General features: G+C 39.0%; 15 protein-coding genes and 1 rRNA gene. 13 read left to right on the top strand and 3 right to left on the bottom strand.

Annotation, left to right across the window (positions count from 1 at the left end):
- The 8 genes from FLM47_RS14275 to FLM47_RS14240 all read left to right on the top strand — a co-directional run bounded on the left by FLM47_RS14275 (position 1) and on the right by FLM47_RS14240 (position 9,998).
- On the top strand, positions 1-1,077 hold the full coding sequence (locus FLM47_RS14275; protein WP_178956704.1) for a glycosyltransferase: 1,077 nt from the start codon (positions 1-3) through the stop codon (positions 1,075-1,077).
- A gap of 10 nt (positions 1,078-1,087) precedes the next feature.
- Positions 1,088-2,887, top strand: a complete 1,800-nt coding sequence (locus FLM47_RS14270; RefSeq protein ID WP_178956703.1) for a sugar transferase — start codon at positions 1,088-1,090, stop codon at positions 2,885-2,887.
- Between the two features lie 166 nt (positions 2,888-3,053).
- Positions 3,054-3,362, top strand: a complete 309-nt coding sequence (locus FLM47_RS14265) for an STAS domain-containing protein (protein WP_178956702.1) — start codon at positions 3,054-3,056, stop codon at positions 3,360-3,362.
- 20 nt (positions 3,363-3,382) lie between these two features.
- Positions 3,383-4,237 (top strand): OmpA family protein, encoded by an 855-nt coding sequence (locus FLM47_RS14260; RefSeq protein WP_138606333.1) that lies wholly within the window; start codon positions 3,383-3,385, stop codon positions 4,235-4,237.
- Between the two features lie 3 nt (positions 4,238-4,240).
- Positions 4,241-6,325 carry an SLBB domain-containing protein gene (locus FLM47_RS14255; RefSeq protein WP_138606335.1) on the top strand — a complete coding sequence of 695 codons (2,085 nt, stop codon included), beginning with the start codon at positions 4,241-4,243 and terminating at the stop codon, positions 6,323-6,325.
- On the top strand, positions 6,322-7,026 hold the full coding sequence (locus FLM47_RS14250) for an AAA family ATPase (protein ID WP_178956701.1): 705 nt from the start codon (positions 6,322-6,324) through the stop codon (positions 7,024-7,026). The genes FLM47_RS14255 and FLM47_RS14250 overlap by 4 nt, the downstream gene beginning before the upstream one ends.
- Positions 7,027-7,033: 7 nt before the next feature.
- Positions 7,034-8,494: a SpoIIE family protein phosphatase gene (locus FLM47_RS14245; protein ID WP_138606337.1), complete on the top strand. Its 1,461-nt coding sequence runs from the start codon at positions 7,034-7,036 to the stop codon at positions 8,492-8,494.
- Between the two features lie 97 nt (positions 8,495-8,591).
- Positions 8,592-9,998, top strand: a complete 1,407-nt coding sequence (locus FLM47_RS14240) for a sigma-54 dependent transcriptional regulator (protein WP_178956700.1) — start codon at positions 8,592-8,594, stop codon at positions 9,996-9,998.
- Here the strand turns inward: FLM47_RS14240 and FLM47_RS14235 are convergent.
- The gene (locus tag FLM47_RS14235; protein ID WP_178956699.1) at positions 9,993-11,012 is read right to left on the bottom strand and encodes a glycosyltransferase family 4 protein; all 1,020 of its coding nucleotides are present in this window, start codon (positions 11,010-11,012) and stop codon (positions 9,993-9,995) included. The genes FLM47_RS14240 and FLM47_RS14235 overlap by 6 nt on opposite strands.
- Before the next feature lie 21 nt (positions 11,013-11,033).
- On the opposite strand from FLM47_RS14235, the gene FLM47_RS14230 reads away from it, so the two are divergent.
- On the top strand, positions 11,034-11,366 hold the full coding sequence (locus tag FLM47_RS14230) for an Hpt domain-containing protein (RefSeq protein WP_178956698.1): 333 nt from the start codon (positions 11,034-11,036) through the stop codon (positions 11,364-11,366).
- Here the strand turns inward: FLM47_RS14230 and yvcK are convergent.
- On the bottom strand, positions 11,363-12,235 hold the full coding sequence (gene yvcK / locus FLM47_RS14225) for a uridine diphosphate-N-acetylglucosamine-binding protein YvcK (protein WP_178956697.1): 873 nt from the start codon (positions 12,233-12,235) through the stop codon (positions 11,363-11,365). The genes FLM47_RS14230 and yvcK overlap by 4 nt on opposite strands.
- A gap of 168 nt (positions 12,236-12,403) precedes the next feature.
- Between yvcK and FLM47_RS14220 the strand changes: the two genes are divergently transcribed.
- Positions 12,404-14,404, top strand: a complete 2,001-nt coding sequence (locus tag FLM47_RS14220; RefSeq protein ID WP_178956696.1) for an ATP-binding protein — start codon at positions 12,404-12,406, stop codon at positions 14,402-14,404.
- A 60-nt stretch (positions 14,405-14,464) separates the two neighbouring features.
- On the opposite strand, the gene FLM47_RS14215 is transcribed toward FLM47_RS14220, so the two are convergent.
- Positions 14,465-15,325 (bottom strand): YicC/YloC family endoribonuclease, encoded by an 861-nt coding sequence (locus FLM47_RS14215; RefSeq protein ID WP_054202964.1) that lies wholly within the window; start codon positions 15,323-15,325, stop codon positions 14,465-14,467.
- 180 nt (positions 15,326-15,505) lie between these two features.
- On the opposite strand from FLM47_RS14215, the gene rph reads away from it, so the two are divergent.
- The 3 genes from rph (at position 15,506) to FLM47_RS14200 (ending at position 19,288) form a co-directional block, all read left to right on the top strand.
- Positions 15,506-16,219, top strand: a complete 714-nt coding sequence (gene rph / locus FLM47_RS14210; RefSeq protein ID WP_178956695.1) for a ribonuclease PH — start codon at positions 15,506-15,508, stop codon at positions 16,217-16,219.
- A 14-nt stretch (positions 16,220-16,233) separates the two neighbouring features.
- Positions 16,234-16,878, top strand: coding sequence for an orotate phosphoribosyltransferase (pyrE, locus tag FLM47_RS14205; protein WP_178956694.1), 645 nt, complete (start codon positions 16,234-16,236; stop codon positions 16,876-16,878).
- 874 nt (positions 16,879-17,752) lie between these two features.
- Positions 17,753-19,288 (top strand): 16S ribosomal RNA (locus FLM47_RS14200).
- Positions 19,289-19,500 lie beyond the last annotated feature (212 nt).

The following is a 19,500-nucleotide window of genomic DNA, read 5'->3' as shown; positions in this document are numbered from 1 at the left end:
ATGAACGTTTTACATTTAGTTCAACACTTTAAAATAGGTGGGCTGGAAAAAATGGCCGTGACTTTGATGCAAAAAAGTCGATTTGCAAACACCAGTATTCTTGTTTCTTTGGAAGGAACTGAAAGGGATGCAATAAATGAATGGCCAGCACTGTCAGCCTTTGAGCAAAAACTTATAAGCTTAAACAAAGCCCCTAAATTTGAACTAAGTGTAATTAAAAAGCTTAGTGAAATAATTAAAAAACATAATATTACAGTGATTCATAGCCATCACATTGGCCCAATGCTTTACGCTAGCCTCACCTGTTTAGTTAATCCAAGTATTAAACACGTATCGACAATTCATGATGCGTGGTATTTAAAAAACTTTAAACAGCGAGTGATCACAAAAGTATTGAATAAGCTGACTAAAATTCATTGGGTGGCCGATGCAAATGTGGTCGCTAATGAGTTTTTCAACGAAACCGCTATTAAAGCTGATAGTACTATTCTTAACGGCATTGATTTTCAACAGTTTATAGATACAGATGACGCTACTGCACGGATTAAGCTTAACTTGCCCCATGACAAAAAGCTCATTGGATGCTCTGCTCGTTTAGAGCCAGGTAAGGGGCATTTAGATTTAATTAAATTACTGCCTGCGCTACCCAAAGAGATTGAACTCGTATTTGCTGGTAATGGCAGTTTACGTTTTTCATTAATGAGTGCTGCAGTGTCACTAGGGGTGGTAGAGCGAGTACATTTCTTAGGAAATGTGCAGCATATGAAATTATTTTATTCTGCCATTAATGTGATGTGCTTGTACTCGCAACGAGAGGGCTTACCTCTGTCTATTTTAGAGTCGATGGCATGTGGCAAAGTAATAGTGGCAACTGATGTCGGTGGCATTAGTGAAGTTGTCAGTGATAAGCAGGGTATTTTAGTAAAACCTAATGATTCTTTTGGCTTAAAACTTGCCCTATTAAAAGCATTGGAAATGAAGCACGGGCAATGCATTCGAGAGTATATTCTCTCAATTGCGGATGCAAACAAAATGAGCGAAGCCTATGACCATTTTTATAATGGTTTAGCTTCATAAGGGGATTACAATGACTTTTTTACTGATTACATTGGCGATTTTGATTGTGTTGGTGTTGTACCATCATGTTGGTTACTTATTGCTATTAAAGCTTTTTAGTAACGATGAAGTGAACATCGAATTAAACGCTACCCCGGCAACCACGCGCTTTGGTATTTTAATGTGCGCCTACAACGAGCAAGAACATATTCGTGAAAAGCTCTATAACCTTGGCTCTATGTTATACAGCACAGAGCAGTATGCTATTCATGTTTATCTTGATGGCTGTACAGACAAAACCTATGACGAGGCGATGATTGCTCAATCGCATCTTGCAAAGCAAAATGTAGTGTGTCATTTGCATTTTAATAAGGTCAATAAAGGCAAGTCGTTTGGTGTTAATGAGTTAATAAAACTAACCAGGCCAAATTACGATGTATTGCTGTTTACCGATGTCAGCGCATTACTCAGCGTTGATGTACTAAATAAAATCGATGCTGATTTTAAAGACCCTCAGGTCAATGTGATCACGGGGGTGTACATATTAGATGACTTAGCCACCAAAGAGCAGCAACAGTATTGGCAGTATCAAAATAAAGTAAAAAGTATGGAGTCATCATTAGGCGCTGTTATTGGCGTACCGGGTGCCATGTTTGCTATACGCGCTGAATATGTTCAGTTATTAGATGCGAGCACTATAAACGATGATTTTATTTTGTCGATGAAAGCACTTAATAAAGGTGGCAAAGCGCTAGTAAATAACGAGATCAACATTGTTGAACGTGAATGCGATGAACAAAGCCATGATTATGCAAGAAGGGTAAGGTTAGGCGCTGGCAATTGGCAGCAAATTAAAATGCTGTCTGAGCTATTTAATCCAAAACTAGGCTGGGTAAGCTTTAATTATATTTCGCACAAGGTATTACGTGGCATTATGCCCATTATACTGGTACTGATTTATGGATTACTAATTTCTCTGGCGGTTTTCTCTAACGTGTTTTTAGCCAAAGTAGCCTGTATTACATTAGCCGCTATACATGGGCTGGGTGTATTAAAACAGCTTTTGAGCATAAAAGTTAAATGGCCGGTGATCGACAGTATTAACTATTTGGTTGCGGCATACTTGTGTGCTTTTTGGGGGATTATTAAATTTGAACGCGGTGATTATAGTAAGCATTGGCAGCGCGTTCACCAAACTAAGCAGTCTAATAATTTAATAATCAGAGCAGTAAAACGCAGTATTGATATTTTAGGCTCTGCTACTGGCTTAATTGTTCTGTTTCCTGTAATGCTCATGGTTGCATTGGTGATTAAGTTCAGCTCTAAAGGACCAGTGTTGTTTAAACAGTTAAGAGTAGGGCAAAGTGATGATGACTTTGTGGCACTTTTTAACGTATTAAAATTCCGTTCTATGGTGGTTGATGCTGAGGTTAAAAGTGGAGCCGTATGGGCAAGTAAAGATGATCCGCGTATTACCCCAGTAGGGCGCTTTATTCGTAAGACACGGTTAGATGAATTACCTCAGCTTTGGAACGTACTCATAGGTGATATGTCGTTGATAGGCCCTCGCCCTGAACGACCTGTTTTTTATTCAAAACTTGAAAAAGATATTCCGTATTTTTGTCAGCGTACTTATGGCATAAAGCCAGGTATATCTGGGTTAGCGCAAGTAATGAATGGCTATGATGAAACTATTGACGATGCACGTAATAAAATTGGTTGGGATTACGCCTATATGTTGAGCACTTCATCAGCTCGTAGCTGGTGTTATATGGAATTGACTATTTTCTTTAAAACATTGGTTGTTATTTTTACTGGTAAGGGCCAATAACCCGCTTCGCATAATGCAATTGTACACCCAAAAAGCAATTGCATTATGCACTTCTATTTCAAAAATTAATTAGTAAGCCATTAAAGCTTTTATATTTCAATGTCTTAAGTTTGGCATTCTTCTTGTAACTGTCTATTTGAGTTCATACTTTTAATAGGTGATTAAAATGAAAAATGTAGCCCACAAAACCGATCCAACCGTTATTACCATTCCTAATGACTTTTCAGGCTTTGCTGTCGATGAGCTAAAAGATCAGTTTGAGCTGCTCGTTGAGCAAGACTCTAATTTTGTTGTTTTAGACTTCTCTAAAACCGAATTTATCGACTCTTCGGGAATAGGTGCTATTGTTTTTCTATATAAAAGAATTGAAAAACAAAGTAATAAGCTATCTTTACTTAATGTCACCGGGCAGCCGTTTAAGTTAATGAACTTATTAAGAGTGGATAAAACCATTCCATTTATTGACGCTGTGTAGAGGTTATCAGGGAGAGTTTTATGAAGGCGAGCATAGCAATTTTCATTTTCATGTTTTTAGGCGGATGCGCTACTTGGCCAGATGAAGGGCAGGGAGGCTTGGCCGAAAAATACCAAAACTATCCATTAGATGATCAGCAGCTAGATGAAACATTTAATCAACCTGAGAGTATTGTAAGGAGCGAGTTTGAGCACTTAGAACTTAAGCTTGAATTATTAAAGTCGCAGGATATTAATGCCTGTATGCCGGCACAGTTATTAAAAGCCCAAATTTATGAGAATCGTATTCGTCGTTTAATCGCAGCTCAAATGTGGGAAGACGCGGAACATGACTTATTAATTCATTATCATGGCCTTAATCAATTAGCTAACCATTTTGATACTGTTAGAAAGTTGACTAATTGCGCTGCATCGATTGATGAACAACCCGCATTAGTTAATGTAAAAAAGCAAATAGCGGAGTTATTAAATAGCGATAACCAATTTGCATTTAATGCCTTTGAAATAACCCCTAAATATGCCGTACGAGTTGCTCAAGCAGCCGATTTAATCAAACAACTAGAAAGTATTAGTATTTTACTTATCGGGCATACTGACTCTGTAGGCAGTAAAAATAGTAATTACGAGCTGGCTTTAAAACGCGCAGATACTGTTAAGCATTGGTTGAGTGTTTATGGTGTGCCTACCTATAACATTACCACTTTAACCCAAGGCAGTTTAAAACCATTTAGTGAGTCGGAACAAAGTGAGCAAAAACGTCATTCAGATCGCCGAGTTGAGGCTATTATTTTAGATGCTAACGTGCAAAGTGAAGATAGCAAACAAGTAAAGTCACTAATGAATTGGACTAAAATTATTGAAAAGAGAAAGGAGTAATGTATGAGATTTATTTTTGCTGTCTTCGTTTTTTTCTTTTTAGTATCAAGCTCTGCGTTTGCTGAAAAAGCCGATGAGCCTATAGTGCAAGCAGGTAACAAGCTGTTTTTATATGTCCCAGGGGAAGTTGAATTTGAAACAACTTTTGAGGTCGATAAAAAAGGTCAAATTAACATACCTGAGGTGGGGCAATTTCAGGTCGGTAATAAAACGGTTACGCAAATAGAGGCAGAACTTAAACCTATTCTTGCAGAGTTGTTTGTTGCTATAAATGACTTTTATGTAGAGCTTAGAAGCAGAGACATATTTATTAATGTTTTAGGGTATGTGATCACGCCCTCACAGGTGAGTATTCCTGATGATGGCAATATTCAGATGGTGATAGCTAAGGCTAATGGTTTAAGACCTGGCGCACAGCTCGATCGTTTACAAATAAGACGCAAAGATGAAGTAATTGAATTTAATTACAAAGCATATTTAGACTCAGGCGACATAAATTTATTACCAAAGCTTAAAAGTGAAGATACTGTGTTTGTGCCTGTTTCTCCGCTCCTTGGTAACGTGCAAATTGATTTTGATGCACAAACACTTAGTGCGACAGGGGATGCAAGCGACAACAGTGCCATTACTATGCTTGGCGAAGTGCATAACCCTGGTAGTTTTTCGTTTAAAGAAAATATGACTCTTCTAGATGCACTGATGCGTGCGGAAGGGGTTACTCGCTATGCGGATGTAACTAAAATTAGAGTGATCGTTGATAAAGCTCCTGTTATTTTTGATTTAAAAGCATATTTAGATAAACCTACCGATAGCAACATGCCGCTACTAAAAGCAGGGTCAACCATATATGTGCCGATTATGGTGGATGATGTAAATACTACATCACGCACGGTTTATATTATGGGTGAGGTACAAAAGCCGGGGGCCTATGAGGCTGCTGACAGTACTAACTTTTTAGATATTTTAGCAAATGCAGGGGGCCCAACTCGCTTTGCAGAAACACGCCAAATAAAAATATTAACCCCTGCGGGAGAGAGCATACTTTTTGATTTACAGGGTTATAGTGAGGGATTAACCACCGCTAAAGTGCCCGATTTAAACCCCGGTGATGTAATATTTGTTCCTGAAAAAACAGATGTTAATGAAAAAAGTTGGTTAAAAATTCCGACAAAACGAGCGATTAAGATTATAGGTGCTATTCAATCTCCTGGTCGTTATGAGTGGAGTGACGAAATGGACTTTACTGATCTGTTAGCGCATGCTGGTGGCCCTACTAAAGGGGCTAACGTGAACGATATTAAAATTTTGCGAAATGGCGATGTCACCCAACGATTTGATCTAGAAAAATACACCATTACTAACGGTGAAATTGCGCTGCCGAGTTTAATTGCTGGCGATACTATTATTGTTGAGGAGTTACCAGTAGACCCCGGAGACAATAAATCGCAATGGATACGTCAAGAATCGAGCAAGTCTATTTATATCATGGGGCAAGTAGGTTCCCCTGGGCGCTATGCGTTCAATGACAATATGCATTTTATTGATATTTTGGCAGCAGCAGATGGTCCTAATGGTAGTGCGGATATTCGTAATATTAGAGTTACGCACCGTAATGGTAATCGCGCTCGAGTGAGCAAACTTGATTTAGCGATGTATTTTGAAACTGGTGATGAAACGTTATTTCCTCATGTGTCACCCGGCGACACAATATTTATTCCAGAAAAAGACAAAGATTGGTTACGTACCCCTAAAGAGCGAGTTGTTCGTATTATGGGGGCAGTGCAAAAGCCGGGTCGATATAACTTTGATGATACGATGTCTATTTTAGATGTGCTTGCTGAAGCTGGAGGGCCGTCAAGTTCAGCTCTCATTGACAAAATAGTGGTTGTTAACCATTCATGCTGTAAAGAACAATCTCGCGTGTTTAATCTTGAGGAATTTATAAAGTCTCCAAACTCGGCCAATATTCCGGTACTTAGAGCTGGAGATACGCTATATGTCCCTGATAAAGGTCAAGACCTAATTAGTCAATTTAAAGATAACTTCCTCGACTTTATAACCATAATTGCTTTGGTGATAAGCTTATGAACTTGATACCTGGGCAGTATCATGAACTAGAAACCATCTGTAACACCTTGATTGATGATGAAGCACGGTGCGTGACGTTTATTTCTTTGTACGGTGGCGAAGGTTCATCCACAGCCTGTATTAGTGTTGCTCAACGTTTAAAAAGTCAAAATAAGTCAGTACTCGTTATCGACCTTAACCCTATTAGTTCGTTTCGTTTAGACAAACAGCTGCCAACATTGACTAAGTTGTGGCGTTTTGATGATATTTCCTGTCAGCTCAGTGTTATGCCTTATCAAGGTATTGAAGTACTTACAATTCACAATTTAGAGTCAATTGATTCAGCAAAAAACAAACATGTTTTAAATGAAGCGGTACTGCGTTTAAAGCAAGAATATGATTATGTGTTGCTGGATATGTCGCCAGCATTAAAGTTAAATCGTAATAATGTACCACTGCATTCTTTAAGCTTATGTAGCGAGCTGACCTTGGTTACTATTGCGCTAGGTATTAATAATGAAGAGTCGTTATGTCAAGGCGTGGCAGAACTTAAGCAAGCGGGTCATAGCAATATAAAGTTACTGGTAAGTCAACATAGCTTTGCTCCTTTAGGGGAGCGCATGCTACTGCTCTTCCAACGACACTCTCCAAAATGGCCAAGGCTGTGCGCTTTTTTAACCAGCAAAATAAATAAACAAAAGTGGTTGTTTAAACATTACTGAGACTTTTATGGATATATTATTTGAGCGGCGTTTTGAATTATTATGGCCGACCTTAACTGAAATACGCCAAGTACTTAAGCATGTACTGGGCGCTTTATCGGTGACCCGAGATGAAGCGGATGCAGCAGGCTTAGTCGCAACCGAATACCTAACTAACTTAATTCGCCATAATGAGGGCGATGAGCAGCTTATAATGTTGCGTATTAACCAAATAAATCATGATACTTACCAATTAACTTTTATAGATGAACTTAAGCCTTATAATTTATTTAAACAAAACAACTCTTCATGGACATTAGCATCGGCTGAGCTGGTAGAAGGAGGGATGGGGGTTGAACTTATTCGCCATTACTTTGCGGATGCCACCTACGACACGCGAGCAGGAAAAAACTATTTTTCTTTTCCCTTAACTAACATTGATAAACGACCGAGTATTATTTATGTCGACGATGATGTCACTCAATTAGCATTAATGAGCGCCTACCTAAAAGATAAATTTAATGTCGTCACCTGTGAAAACATAGAGGCTGGCTGGCAAGCTATTTTAACCTCTGATGCTAGTATATTGTTACTTGATCATAAACTTAAACAAGGAACGTGTGAGCCATTACTGGAAAAGCTTAATAAATCGAATTTAAAATCTCAGTTATCGGTGGTGATGTTAACTGGCGATGATAGCGAAGAAGTGATCAGTAAAATTAATCGATTAGGGGTTGATGATTACTTAATAAAACCAGTTAAAAAAAATAAGTTATTACAAAGCATAGATCGAGTAACTCATCGATTTGCATACTTGTCCTATCAAAGTACATTCGGATTAACACCTTCTAAAGTGCTTTTAGGGCATGGTAAAACAGCGCATATTTTTGGCTCTATTAGTGTGGGTAATGGCGGTGACTTTTTTATGCCAATTAATGATGAAGGTACTGCTTTTATACTCGGTGATATGATGGGTCATGGCTTACAAGCGCTCAAAGAAAGCTTTGCTATAAAAGGTTTTATAAGTGGCTTTTTAGCGACCGGGTTAGCGTATCAAGAAATGCTCGTTGCGCTCAATAATGCGCTTTATAAACAGCAATTATGTAAATCAAGCTTAGTCACTTTAATGATTTGTTTTTTAGAAAATAATAAGTTGTATTGGCTCAATGCTGGTCATCCCGCACCGGTTATTATCAGTAAAAATGGTGAGCTATCTCAGCTAAATGGTACCGGACCATTGCTTGGGCTGTCTAATGATCATCAATATACTTTATATGAAGCCAAGCTTGATAATGTTGAACATATTATACTTTATACTGATGGTTGGACGGATAACCGCTTTACCGATAAAGACGAAATGACCGAATTAAAAAAAATCATCCCTATGCAAAGCTCCTCAGCAGAGGATTTTGCACACTCGTTATGGAAAAATTCTCAGGTTGCGCTTTCTAAAGAAGTGGATGATGCCTCATTAATAATCATTAATTGAATTTGATTTAATTAACTATGTATAGTTAACTTAATATCCATAAGTTAATATTTTTTCTCTAAATAATTCTTAGCGAGTCGCTAAAAGGAATGGGATTATGCCACCAACAATACTGATTGTAGAAGACACCCAGTCGCTTGCTATGATGTATCAGTCTTATCTTTTACCAACAGGTGTAAACACACTAGTGGCAAATGATGGGGCAACCGCTCTTGATATTATTAATAAAATAAAACCCGATCTGATCGTACTCGATGTGATGTTACCCGATATGAACGGGTTGGATATTCTTGCTCAGCTAGAACCTGATAATTTTCCGCAAGTTGTTGTATTAACTGGGCATGCTACCAAAGAAATGGCGATTCAAGCGATTAAGTTAGGCGCTAGTGATTTTTTAGAAAAGCCTGTAGAGGCAGAACGTTTTCGTATAACCATTAACAACACTCTCAAAATAAAAGATTTAAAACAAACGGTTACCAAGTATAAAAATATTTATGAAAACGGTCGTTACTTTGACTTGATTGGTAGCTCCAAGCAAATGCAATCGGTGTATCAAGTTATTAGCTCTGCTGCAGCGAGTAAAGCCACGGTATTTATTACCGGTGAAAGTGGTACTGGCAAAGAGCTTTGTGCACGAGCAGTTCATCAAGCCTCTAATCGTGCCGACAAGCCCTTTGTTGCACTTAATTGTGCTGCTATCCCCAAAGATTTGATTGAAAGTGAAATATTTGGCCATTTAAAAGGTGCTTTTACTGGAGCAATTGCAAACCGCTTGGGTGCCGCAGGGCAGGCGGATGGGGGGACATTGTTTTTAGATGAGTTATGTGAAATGGATATTAATTTACAAAGTAAATTACTTCGTTTTATTCAAACAGGTACTTATCAACAAGTCGGTAGCGAAAAACAAGTTAAGGTTGATGTGAGGTTTGTTTGTGCTACCAATAGAAACCCGCTTGCTGAGGTTGAGGCAGGTCGATTTAGAGAAGATTTGTATTACAGATTACATGTTATTCCTATTGAGTTGCCGCCACTTAGAGAGCGCGGCAGAGATATTATCGAAATAGCGCAAGCGCTATTTATTAAAATAGCCAAGGAAGAGCAACATCCTTATAAAGGGATAACCGATGATGTGAAGCACTTTTTAGCACAATACGATTGGCCTGGTAATGTTAGGCAGCTGGAAAATGTGATCCGTAATATTTTAGTGCTTAACCCACAAGAGTGGATTGATGTATCTATGCTACCAGCATTGCCACAAAGCCCGCAAAAAGAGTCAGGTAACGAGGGGCTGGTTAAAGAGCAACATACATCGTTACCAGTTCAAGAGTTTGAAGAGTTACCGCAGGTTGAAAGTGAGGTTAAGGCTTTGTGGATCGCCGAAAAAGAATATATAGAGCGGGTCATAAAAATATGCGCAACTAATATTCCCAAAGCTGCCGCTCTTTTAGATGTAAGCCCTTCAACCCTGTACCGAAAAATTAAAGGGTGGGAAGAAAATTTATAATAATGTTTTTGCTGTATAAGCACTTTGCAGCAAGTTAAATTGTTTTCTACCTGAAAAACGCTCTTCAAGCATAGTGTATGCTGAGTGTGCCATTTCACTTTTTTGTATTGCCGGCAAGGCAAGTAATGCTTCTATCGATTGTTGGCACTCTAGTGTATTTGCTGATTTCATTAAAAAGCCATTAATTCCATTGTTTATAATGCTAGGAATAGCGCCCACAGGGCTGCTGATAACAATTTTATAATGCGCCATACTTTCTAGAAGCGTCATAGGCAGGCCTTCTTCTCTTGAACAAATAAGTAGGGCATCTAAATGTTGCCAAATATCATCTCGGGGTGTTAAACCATGGTAATGAAGGTTGTCTAATTGTGGAATACGATCACGCATCGGGCCATCCCCAAAAAGGTGAAACTGTACCTGTTTATTAGTCTGCATACTTTCAGCTAACTCATAAAATATATCAGGGCCTTTTTCATAAGATAAGCGCCCAACAAACCCGACTCTAAGTAACGGTTGTGCAAAACCAGTGCTGGGAGGTTCGGCTATTGCGATGAAGTTTTCCAGTAATTGGGCGTTTTTAATTGTTTTACTAATTTTTTCAGACACTGCAAAGTTAGTTGATAACCAACTAAGCCATAAATCGAATTTGTTATACAGCCACATTTTTCCTGTACCAGCCTCTCCTGCATGGTAAGTGCTAACACAATGCTTATTTGTGATTTTACAAACCAAACGCCCTAAAATACCGGCTTTATAACCATGGGTGTGAATAACTGTATTGCGATCGTAACTGCGAAACCGCTTGATTAAACTAATGAGTGTACCTTGCAGAAAATCATACGGTATGCTTTGCTTATCAAGTAACTCATAAAATTCATTATTCCCATGATTCTTATAAAATAAAACCGAGCAACTAAGCTGGTTTTTGTTAAGCAGCTTGTATAACTCTATAATATGAGTTTCAATACCACCAATCATTGAAGAGTCTACAAACAATATAATCTGATTATTCACAATGAGCTCCAAAAGAAAATTATGATAGATACATCTGTAATAGAACAACTAAAGTATGATGTTGGTGATAGCACAGCCATTGAACTGATAAACGTTTTTGTTGATGAGTCTAAAAAGTTAGTGGCGCAAATGCTTTCCTCAACCGATGCCGCAGAAATTGAACTGTGCGCTCATAGCTTAAAAAGTAGCGGTTATAGTTTTGGTGCAACAAGATTAGCGCAAACGTGCCAGCTTATTGAGCAGCAAGTTAAGGTCAATGGTTTAAACACTGAGGTTGTAACCCTCTTAAAGTTAGCTGATGCACAAAGTAAAAAAACCTTCGAACATATGAGAGAACTTACCCAAAATCATTAAGCGTGTTTTTCAGTATTAAAAGAGCTTTTTAATAACTCTGAAAATACATTTTTTAGTTCATTAATATTATGTAAATGCTTGCCTGTTTCCTTATACTTCTCTCCCTGTTGTAAAATTTCAATAATGGCAGAAGGAGAAATACTTAAATCGTATACTTTAGTGGCGAGCTTCTTCTGTAACCAGTCAATGCCGGCAATTTTTGTATGTTGCATCACGCTGCTTTCTTGCGCTGTGTTTTCAATAAATACTCTACACGCAGAGGTTTTTTTTATTGCTTCAGTGATTTCTGTAATTAAAAAAGCAGGCATCACGCTAGTAATGATGCTACCTGGACCAATAATTATTAAATCGGCATCTAAAATAGCTTCAATAGTACCAGGTGCTGGCGGCACCGCTTTCGATAAGTAGATTGTACTTGGTAGTTCATTTAGAGCATCAATCGCGCATTCACCAAATACTTTTTCACCATTGTTTAGCTCGGCTACTAAATCTGTAGGTAGATCAGACATAGGCAAAACTGTCTCTTTATTTCCAAGCAAACGATTAAAAGCAGCAATAGCCTCAGTGGGAGACTGTGTTAGCTGGGTTAAACCCAATAGTGTTAAATTCCCTAAACTATGACCCGCCATATCGCCATGGATAAACCTATGCTCATACATAGCTTGGGCTTGCGTGCTTTCACCTGCAAGTTGAACACAGCAGCGCCTTATGTCACCTAAAGCGATACAATTTTGATCGGCTCTAATGCGACCGGTGCTACCACCATTATCGGTAGTTGCTACAATTGCTGTTAGGTTACTACATAAGGGTTTTATCGCACTTAACACTTGTGCTAATCCGTGACCACCACCAATACATACTATCTTCATGGTTATGCCTTTATGTATTTATTTATATTAATAAAGCAGAAATCATTCCACCCTGCCATAAAAATAACTCAATGATTTATATTAAATTTTGTTCTATATTAATTAGTCATAACATCGATTTTGGTATTTTTTTGCAAAACGCGATGCATTTTAGCTGAGGGAATGAGTATGCAACGTAATGAATTAATTACGCTTACGGAACTACAGAAGCAGTTAGCGTTATTGCATCAGTGTGATGATGAAATTGATATTTTAGCTACTATGTCAGCTTTACTGCAGCCATTACTTCAATACCAAGACTGCATTGTTTTAAAAAAAACACATCATCATTTTTTAACTATAGGCACAACTAACATCGATTTTTATGAGAAAACTTGGCCACCATGTGCTGCATTTATTCAGGCTTTAAAAAAAGGTTACTCATTTAGTTGCAATCCATTGCCAGAACAATTAGTTACTTTATCAGCAGAGGCAAATAATCAGAATAAAAATACAGCGCTGTTAATCGGGATTGATACGGGTAAAGAACAATGCTTATTTATTTTCACTCATGTGAGTAACAAAATTAACCATAATGTTTTAGCTTCACACTCAATAATTTTATTTCTTCAGCAAGTATTCCACGCTTTTCTCCAATTAAATAAGCTACATGAACAAACTCATCAATCTGTTTTACTACTTGATAAATTTTCTCAGCTTTCTACTTTATTTAAAGAATTAGCAAGTGAGTGGTTTTGGCGAACCGAGCCAGATATGACTTTTACCAGCGTTAACAATCTGGAAAGGGAAGATAATACCTATGCGAAAACATTTATTAATAAAACCATAGAGTCTTTGCGCACTAAAAATGAGCAAAGAAATACACTAAAATGGCAAGCTTTTGCTGCTTTAATAGCTGAGCATGAGGATTTTAATGGTTTTGAGTTTGAGGTTAAGGCATCGACACCTTTGTGGGTATCGCTTAATGGTAAGTCGCAATTTGACGAAAACGGAAATTTCATTGGCTATTTAGGTATTGCCAAAGATATCACAGTCTCAAAAGAGCGAGAGACTGCACTTGAAAATGAAAAGCTTAAAGCTGAGGAAGCCAGTAAAACAAAAACAAAATTTTTAACCATCATGTCGCATGAAATAAGGACCCCCATGAATGCGATTATGGGGATGATAGAGTTATTAATAGATACCGATTTAACTCAAGAGCAACGCCAATGGCTGAATTATGCAAACTCTAGTGCTGATATTCTTTATGGATTAATTACCGACGTATTAGATTTTTCAAAAATTGAATCAGGGACTGTATTAATCGCCAATAAACCGCTAAATGTAAAGCTGCTTATTGAGAATATTGTTGGGCAATTGCATATTATTGAAGACAGTGAAGATATTATTTTTTCAGTTTCGATTAATGACGATATCCCTACCTATATTATGGGTGATGAATTTAGGCTGGGGCAGATACTATTTAATCTCATTGGCAACGCATTCAAGTTTACTCACTCAGGACATATTGCATTATGTGTAAATATTGTAGATGACAAACTAAAATTTACTATCGAAGATTCAGGGGTAGGCATTGCAAAGAAAGATCTAAGCTTTATATTTCAGCCGTTTCGACAAGTTAACGAAGGTATAAACAGAAAAAATGAAGGAGTAGGGTTAGGCCTCAGTATTTCAAAAAATCTAATTGAACTTATGGGCGGCTCTATTAATGTTGAAACGCAGTTAGGGCTAGGTAGTACGTTTACTATTTTATTGCCATTTAAAGAAGCGATTATTGATGAAACTAAACCCGAGCTTTCATCAGAACAGCCTGTACTATCAGTTCTCGTTGCTGAAGATAATAAAACCAATCAAGTACTTATTAAGGCGTTTTTACAAAAGCTAAATCACAAAGTCACGATTGCTAATGATGGAGTAGAAGCAATTGAGTTTTTGAAACTCAAGCATTTCGATTTAATTTTAATGGATATCATGATGCCAACCATGGATGGATTAAGCGCCACGCAACATATACGCCATGAGCTGTTAAGTGATATTCCTATTTTTGCACTAACGGCCAATGCTTCAACCGATGACAAGGCATCGTGCTTCAAGGTCGGTATTAATAAAGTACTTACCAAGCCTATTAAGTTTGAAACCTTAAAAACCTCTCTAAGCACACTTTTATAAACAGGAATAAAAAAGGCCATAATTAGGAATAATCATGGCCTTTTCTAACGTTATAGTTTGTTATTCAATATTCTGAATTTGCTCACGCATTTGCTCTATCAATACTTTTAGCTCAACTGCAGCATTGGTGATGTCGCTGTTGATTGATTTAGAAGCTAGGGTATTTGCTTCACGGTTAAACTCTTGCATCATAAAATCTAAACGACGACCACAAGCACCACCTTTACTCAAAATTTTACGTGTTTCTTTAACGTGCGATTTTAAACGATCAAGTTCTTCTGCTACATCTTGCTTTTGTGCAAGATAAATCAGTTCTTGTTCAAGACGTGACTCATCAATATTTGTTGTTAAATCTTCAAGTTTTTGTACTAACTTTTCACGTTGCCATTTAGTAATTTCTGGCATGTGTGCTTCAACAATATCAACTTGCTCTAAAATGGCGGTTAATCGTGTAGTTATCATTTCTTCAAGGTTTGCACCTTCATCACCACGTGCAGATTTAAAGTCTTCAATTACTTGGTCAAGCCCAGTAATGAGTGCTGTATTTACACTATCCATATCAATTTCTTGCGCTTCCATCACGCCAGGCCAACGCAAAATGTCAACAGGATTGATATCACCATTGCTTTGTTGTTGTACCCACTTAGCACTATTAATTAGCTGCTCAGCAAGAGATTGATTAATTGATAATTCACCAACATGTGCAGGGTTTGCTACAAATTTTAAGAAAACTTCGACCTTACCACGCTGTAAGTGCTTACGCAGACGCTCGCGTATAACGGGCTCCATGCCACGAAATTGCTCTGGTGCACGAATAAAGGTTTCAAGATAACGTTGGTTCACTGAGCGAACTTCCCACGTGCCAGTGCCCCATTCGCCTTTTATTTCGCGACGCGCATAAGCTGTCATACTGTGGATCATGGATGTTTTCCTACATTTTTAAATACAATATTACGATTATTATACCGTAACACTGCCCAAGCTCTAAAGAAAATTTAACACTGCTGAGTGTTTTTTAAACACACTTTAATATAAATCAACATGGCATCTGTATTCACATCAACATATAATGTGGCAAATTCAGAATTAAGGGGATCGTCAATGCGTCCAAGCGAAAGAACACCTAATCAAATTAGACCGGTTACGTTTACACGTAACTACACTTTGCATGCTGAAGGTTCAGTATTGGTAGAGTTTGGCAACACTAAGGTACTTTGTACTGCGACAGTTGAGGCTGGCGTACCACGCTTTATGAAAGGCCAAGGTAAAGGTTGGGTAAACGCAGAATATGGCATGTTACCGCGCGCAACACACACACGTAATAGTCGTGAAGCAACGCGAGGTAAGCAGGGCGGTCGTACAATGGAAATTCAGCGTCTGATTGCTCGCTCTTTACGTGCAGCAATCGATCTAAAAGCACTCGGTGAAAACACAATTACTATTGATTGTGATGTAATCCAAGCTGATGGTGGTACACGTACAGCGTCTATCAGCGGTGCATGCGTTGCGCTAGTTGATGCACTAACGTATATGCGTGCAAAAGGGATGATTAACTCAAACCCGCTTAAACATATGATCGCTGCTATTTCTGTTGGTATATATAAAGGCCAAGCGATTAGCGATTTAGAATACCTAGAAGATTCTGACGCTGAAACTGACATGAATGTAATTTTAACTGAAACCGGTAAAATTATTGAGGTACAAGGAACCGCTGAGGGTGAACCTTTCTCGTTTGACGAACTTGATGAGCTACTTTCACTCGCTAAGCATTCAATTCGTGAAATTATTGATGTACAAAAGCAAGCACTAGCATAAATAGGTAACTGGCAATGAAAGAATATCAAAAAGAGTTTATTGAGTTTGCTTTAGAAAAGCAGGTATTAAAGTTTGGCGAGTTTACTTTAAAGTCTGGCCGTACAAGCCCTTACTTCTTTAATGCGGGCTTGTTTAATACAGGTCGTGACTTAGCGCGCTTAGGTCGCTTTTATGCAGCGGCACTTGAAGATGCAGCAATTGAATATGATGTACTATTTGGTCCTGCTTATAAAGGTATTCCAATTGCAACAACAACCGCAGTTGCGTTAGCTGATCATTATAATAAAGATGTACCTTATTGTTTTAACCGTAAAGAGAAAAAAGCACACGGTGAAGGTGGTAGCTTAGTTGGATCTGAGCTTAAAGGTAAGATCATGTTAGTTGATGATGTGATCACCGCCGGTACAGCTATTCGCGAGTCAATGGAAATAATTGCGGATAATGGCGCAGATTTAAGTGGTGTTTTAATTGCACTTGATCGTCAAGAAAAAGGTAAAGCAAAGCTTTCTGCTATACAAGAAGTAGAACGTGACTTTAATACCCAAGTTACTTCTATCGTTAAATTGGCTGATTTAATTAGTTACCTAGAGCTCCAAGGAACTATGGATGAGCATTTAGCCGCGGTAAAAGCTTACCGGGATCAATACGGTGTAGCATAAATAGTAGCCTCGCAAATGCGGGGCTTTATTTTGCCTAAAATAGAGCAACAGTAACTCCTACTTATATTAAGGCTTTGCTAATACACATAAACAAAAGCCACCTTCAGGTAGGCACTATTAATAGCCGTGATTTTATTAATACTGTGGTATCACTCTTACCTACTTCAATTCACCGTAGTAACATTAACAGTATGCTAGCTGCAGCGTCTTATTTTCCAGACTTTGTTATATATGGGATCTATTCGGGTAGATTATTGCTAGTGATCATTATGATCATCTTAGTTGCGAGTGTTTTAATAAAGCTTATTCAAGTAGATATAACGGTTAAAAGCTTAAGTTTCGCGTTTATTGTTAATAAATTGATAGTTATGTTGTGTTTTTAGCACCTATCGTTCAAATATCCAGCGAACAGTCATTTATTTCAAGTTTTCTTCAAAAAGGGGTTGATCTGTTTTCGGATCTCCCTATAATGCGACCCCACTGAGACGGCAGAACGCAACGCATAGCGAGGCACGAGCTACTAAGTGAGTCGAGTAAAACTTAGTTTTGAAAACTTTCAAGTTTAACAAAATTAAGTGTTGACAAAAAAATAGGAAAGCGTAATATGCGCAGCCCTAGCGAGATAAAGTTTAACGCTTTAATCGCAACGTTCTTTAACAATATAAAGCAATCATCTGTGTGGGCACTCGTACAGATTGAGTTCTAACAGCCAAGCTACTTAGGTAGTGAGGCAAACAAATTTAGAGTCTCAATTGAAACTGAGTGACCAACAGCAATAACTACTTAGGTAGGAATTGCAGCACAGTCAATTCAATATCGAAAGATATTAAATAAATTCAGAATTCATTGAGCTGTCGAAAGACATAAAACTTTTTAATTGAAGAGTTTGATCATGGCTCAGATTGAACGCTGGCGGCAGGCCTAACACATGCAAGTCGAGCGGTAACAGAAAGTAGCTTGCTACTTTGCTGACGAGCGGCGGACGGGTGAGTAATGCTTGGGAACATGCCTTGAGGTGGGGGACAACAGTTGGAAACGACTGCTAATACCGCATAATGTCTACGGACCAAAGGGGGCTTCGGCTCTCGCCTTTAGATTGGCCCAAGTGGGATTAGCTAGTTGGTGAGGTAATGGCTCACCAAGGCGACGATCCCTAGCTGGTTTGAGAGGATGATCAGCCACACTGGGACTGAGACACGGCCCAGACTCCTACGGGAGGCAGCAGTGGGGAATATTGCACAATGGGCGCAAGCCTGATGCAGCCATGCCGCGTGTGTGAAGAAGGCCTTCGGGTTGTAAAGCACTTTCAGTCAGGAGGAAAGGTTAGTAGTTAATACCTGCTAGCTGTGACGTTACTGACAGAAGAAGCACCGGCTAACTCCGTGCCAGCAGCCGCGGTAATACGGAGGGTGCGAGCGTTAATCGGAATTACTGGGCGTAAAGCGTACGCAGGCGGTTTGTTAAGCGAGATGTGAAAGCCCCGGGCTCAACCTGGGAACTGCATTTCGAACTGGCAAACTAGAGTGTGATAGAGGGTGGTAGAATTTCAGGTGTAGCGGTGAAATGCGTAGAGATCTGAAGGAATACCGATGGCGAAGGCAGCCACCTGGGTCAACACTGACGCTCATGTACGAAAGCGTGGGGAGCAAACAGGATTAGATACCCTGGTAGTCCACGCCGTAAACGATGTCTACTAGAAGCTCGGAACCTCGGTTCTGTTTTTCAAAGCTAACGCATTAAGTAGACCGCCTGGGGAGTACGGCCGCAAGGTTAAAACTCAAATGAATTGACGGGGGCCCGCACAAGCGGTGGAGCATGTGGTTTAATTCGATGCAACGCGAAGAACCTTACCTACACTTGACATACAGAGAACTTACCAGAGATGGTTTGGTGCCTTCGGGAACTCTGATACAGGTGCTGCATGGCTGTCGTCAGCTCGTGTTGTGAGATGTTGGGTTAAGTCCCGCAACGAGCGCAACCCCTATCCTTAGTTGCTAGCAGGTAATGCTGAGAACTCTAAGGAGACTGCCGGTGATAAACCGGAGGAAGGTGGGGACGACGTCAAGTCATCATGGCCCTTACGTGTAGGGCTACACACGTGCTACAATGGCGCATACAGAGTGCTGCGAACTCGCGAGAGTAAGCGAATCACTTAAAGTGCGTCGTAGTCCGGATTGGAGTCTGCAACTCGACTCCATGAAGTCGGAATCGCTAGTAATCGCGTATCAGAATGACGCGGTGAATACGTTCCCGGGCCTTGTACACACCGCCCGTCACACCATGGGAGTGGGTTGCTCCAGAAGTAGATAGTCTAACCCTCGGGAGGACGTTTACCACGGAGTGATTCATGACTGGGGTGAAGTCGTAACAAGGTAGCCCTAGGGGAACCTGGGGCTGGATCACCTCCTTATACGATTTAGAACTTATTTGTTCGTAGTGTCCACACAGATGATTGTTAGTTAGTTTGCTCTTTGAGTTTACTAATTAATATGCTCTTTAAAAATTTGGAAAAGCTGATAATAAAATTCGTATGAATACATTGTATTTGTACAGAGTTTTCAAAAGTAAAAAAGAATGATAGCAGTATCATTCAGTGCCATTTAATCCTCGGATTAATTGGTA

The organism is Pseudoalteromonas sp. Scap06, from assembly GCF_013394165.1.
GTDB lineage: Bacteria > Pseudomonadota > Gammaproteobacteria > Enterobacterales > Alteromonadaceae > Pseudoalteromonas.
Note: the sequence above shows the minus strand (reverse complement) of the source record. Positions and strands in the feature narration are given on the sequence as shown.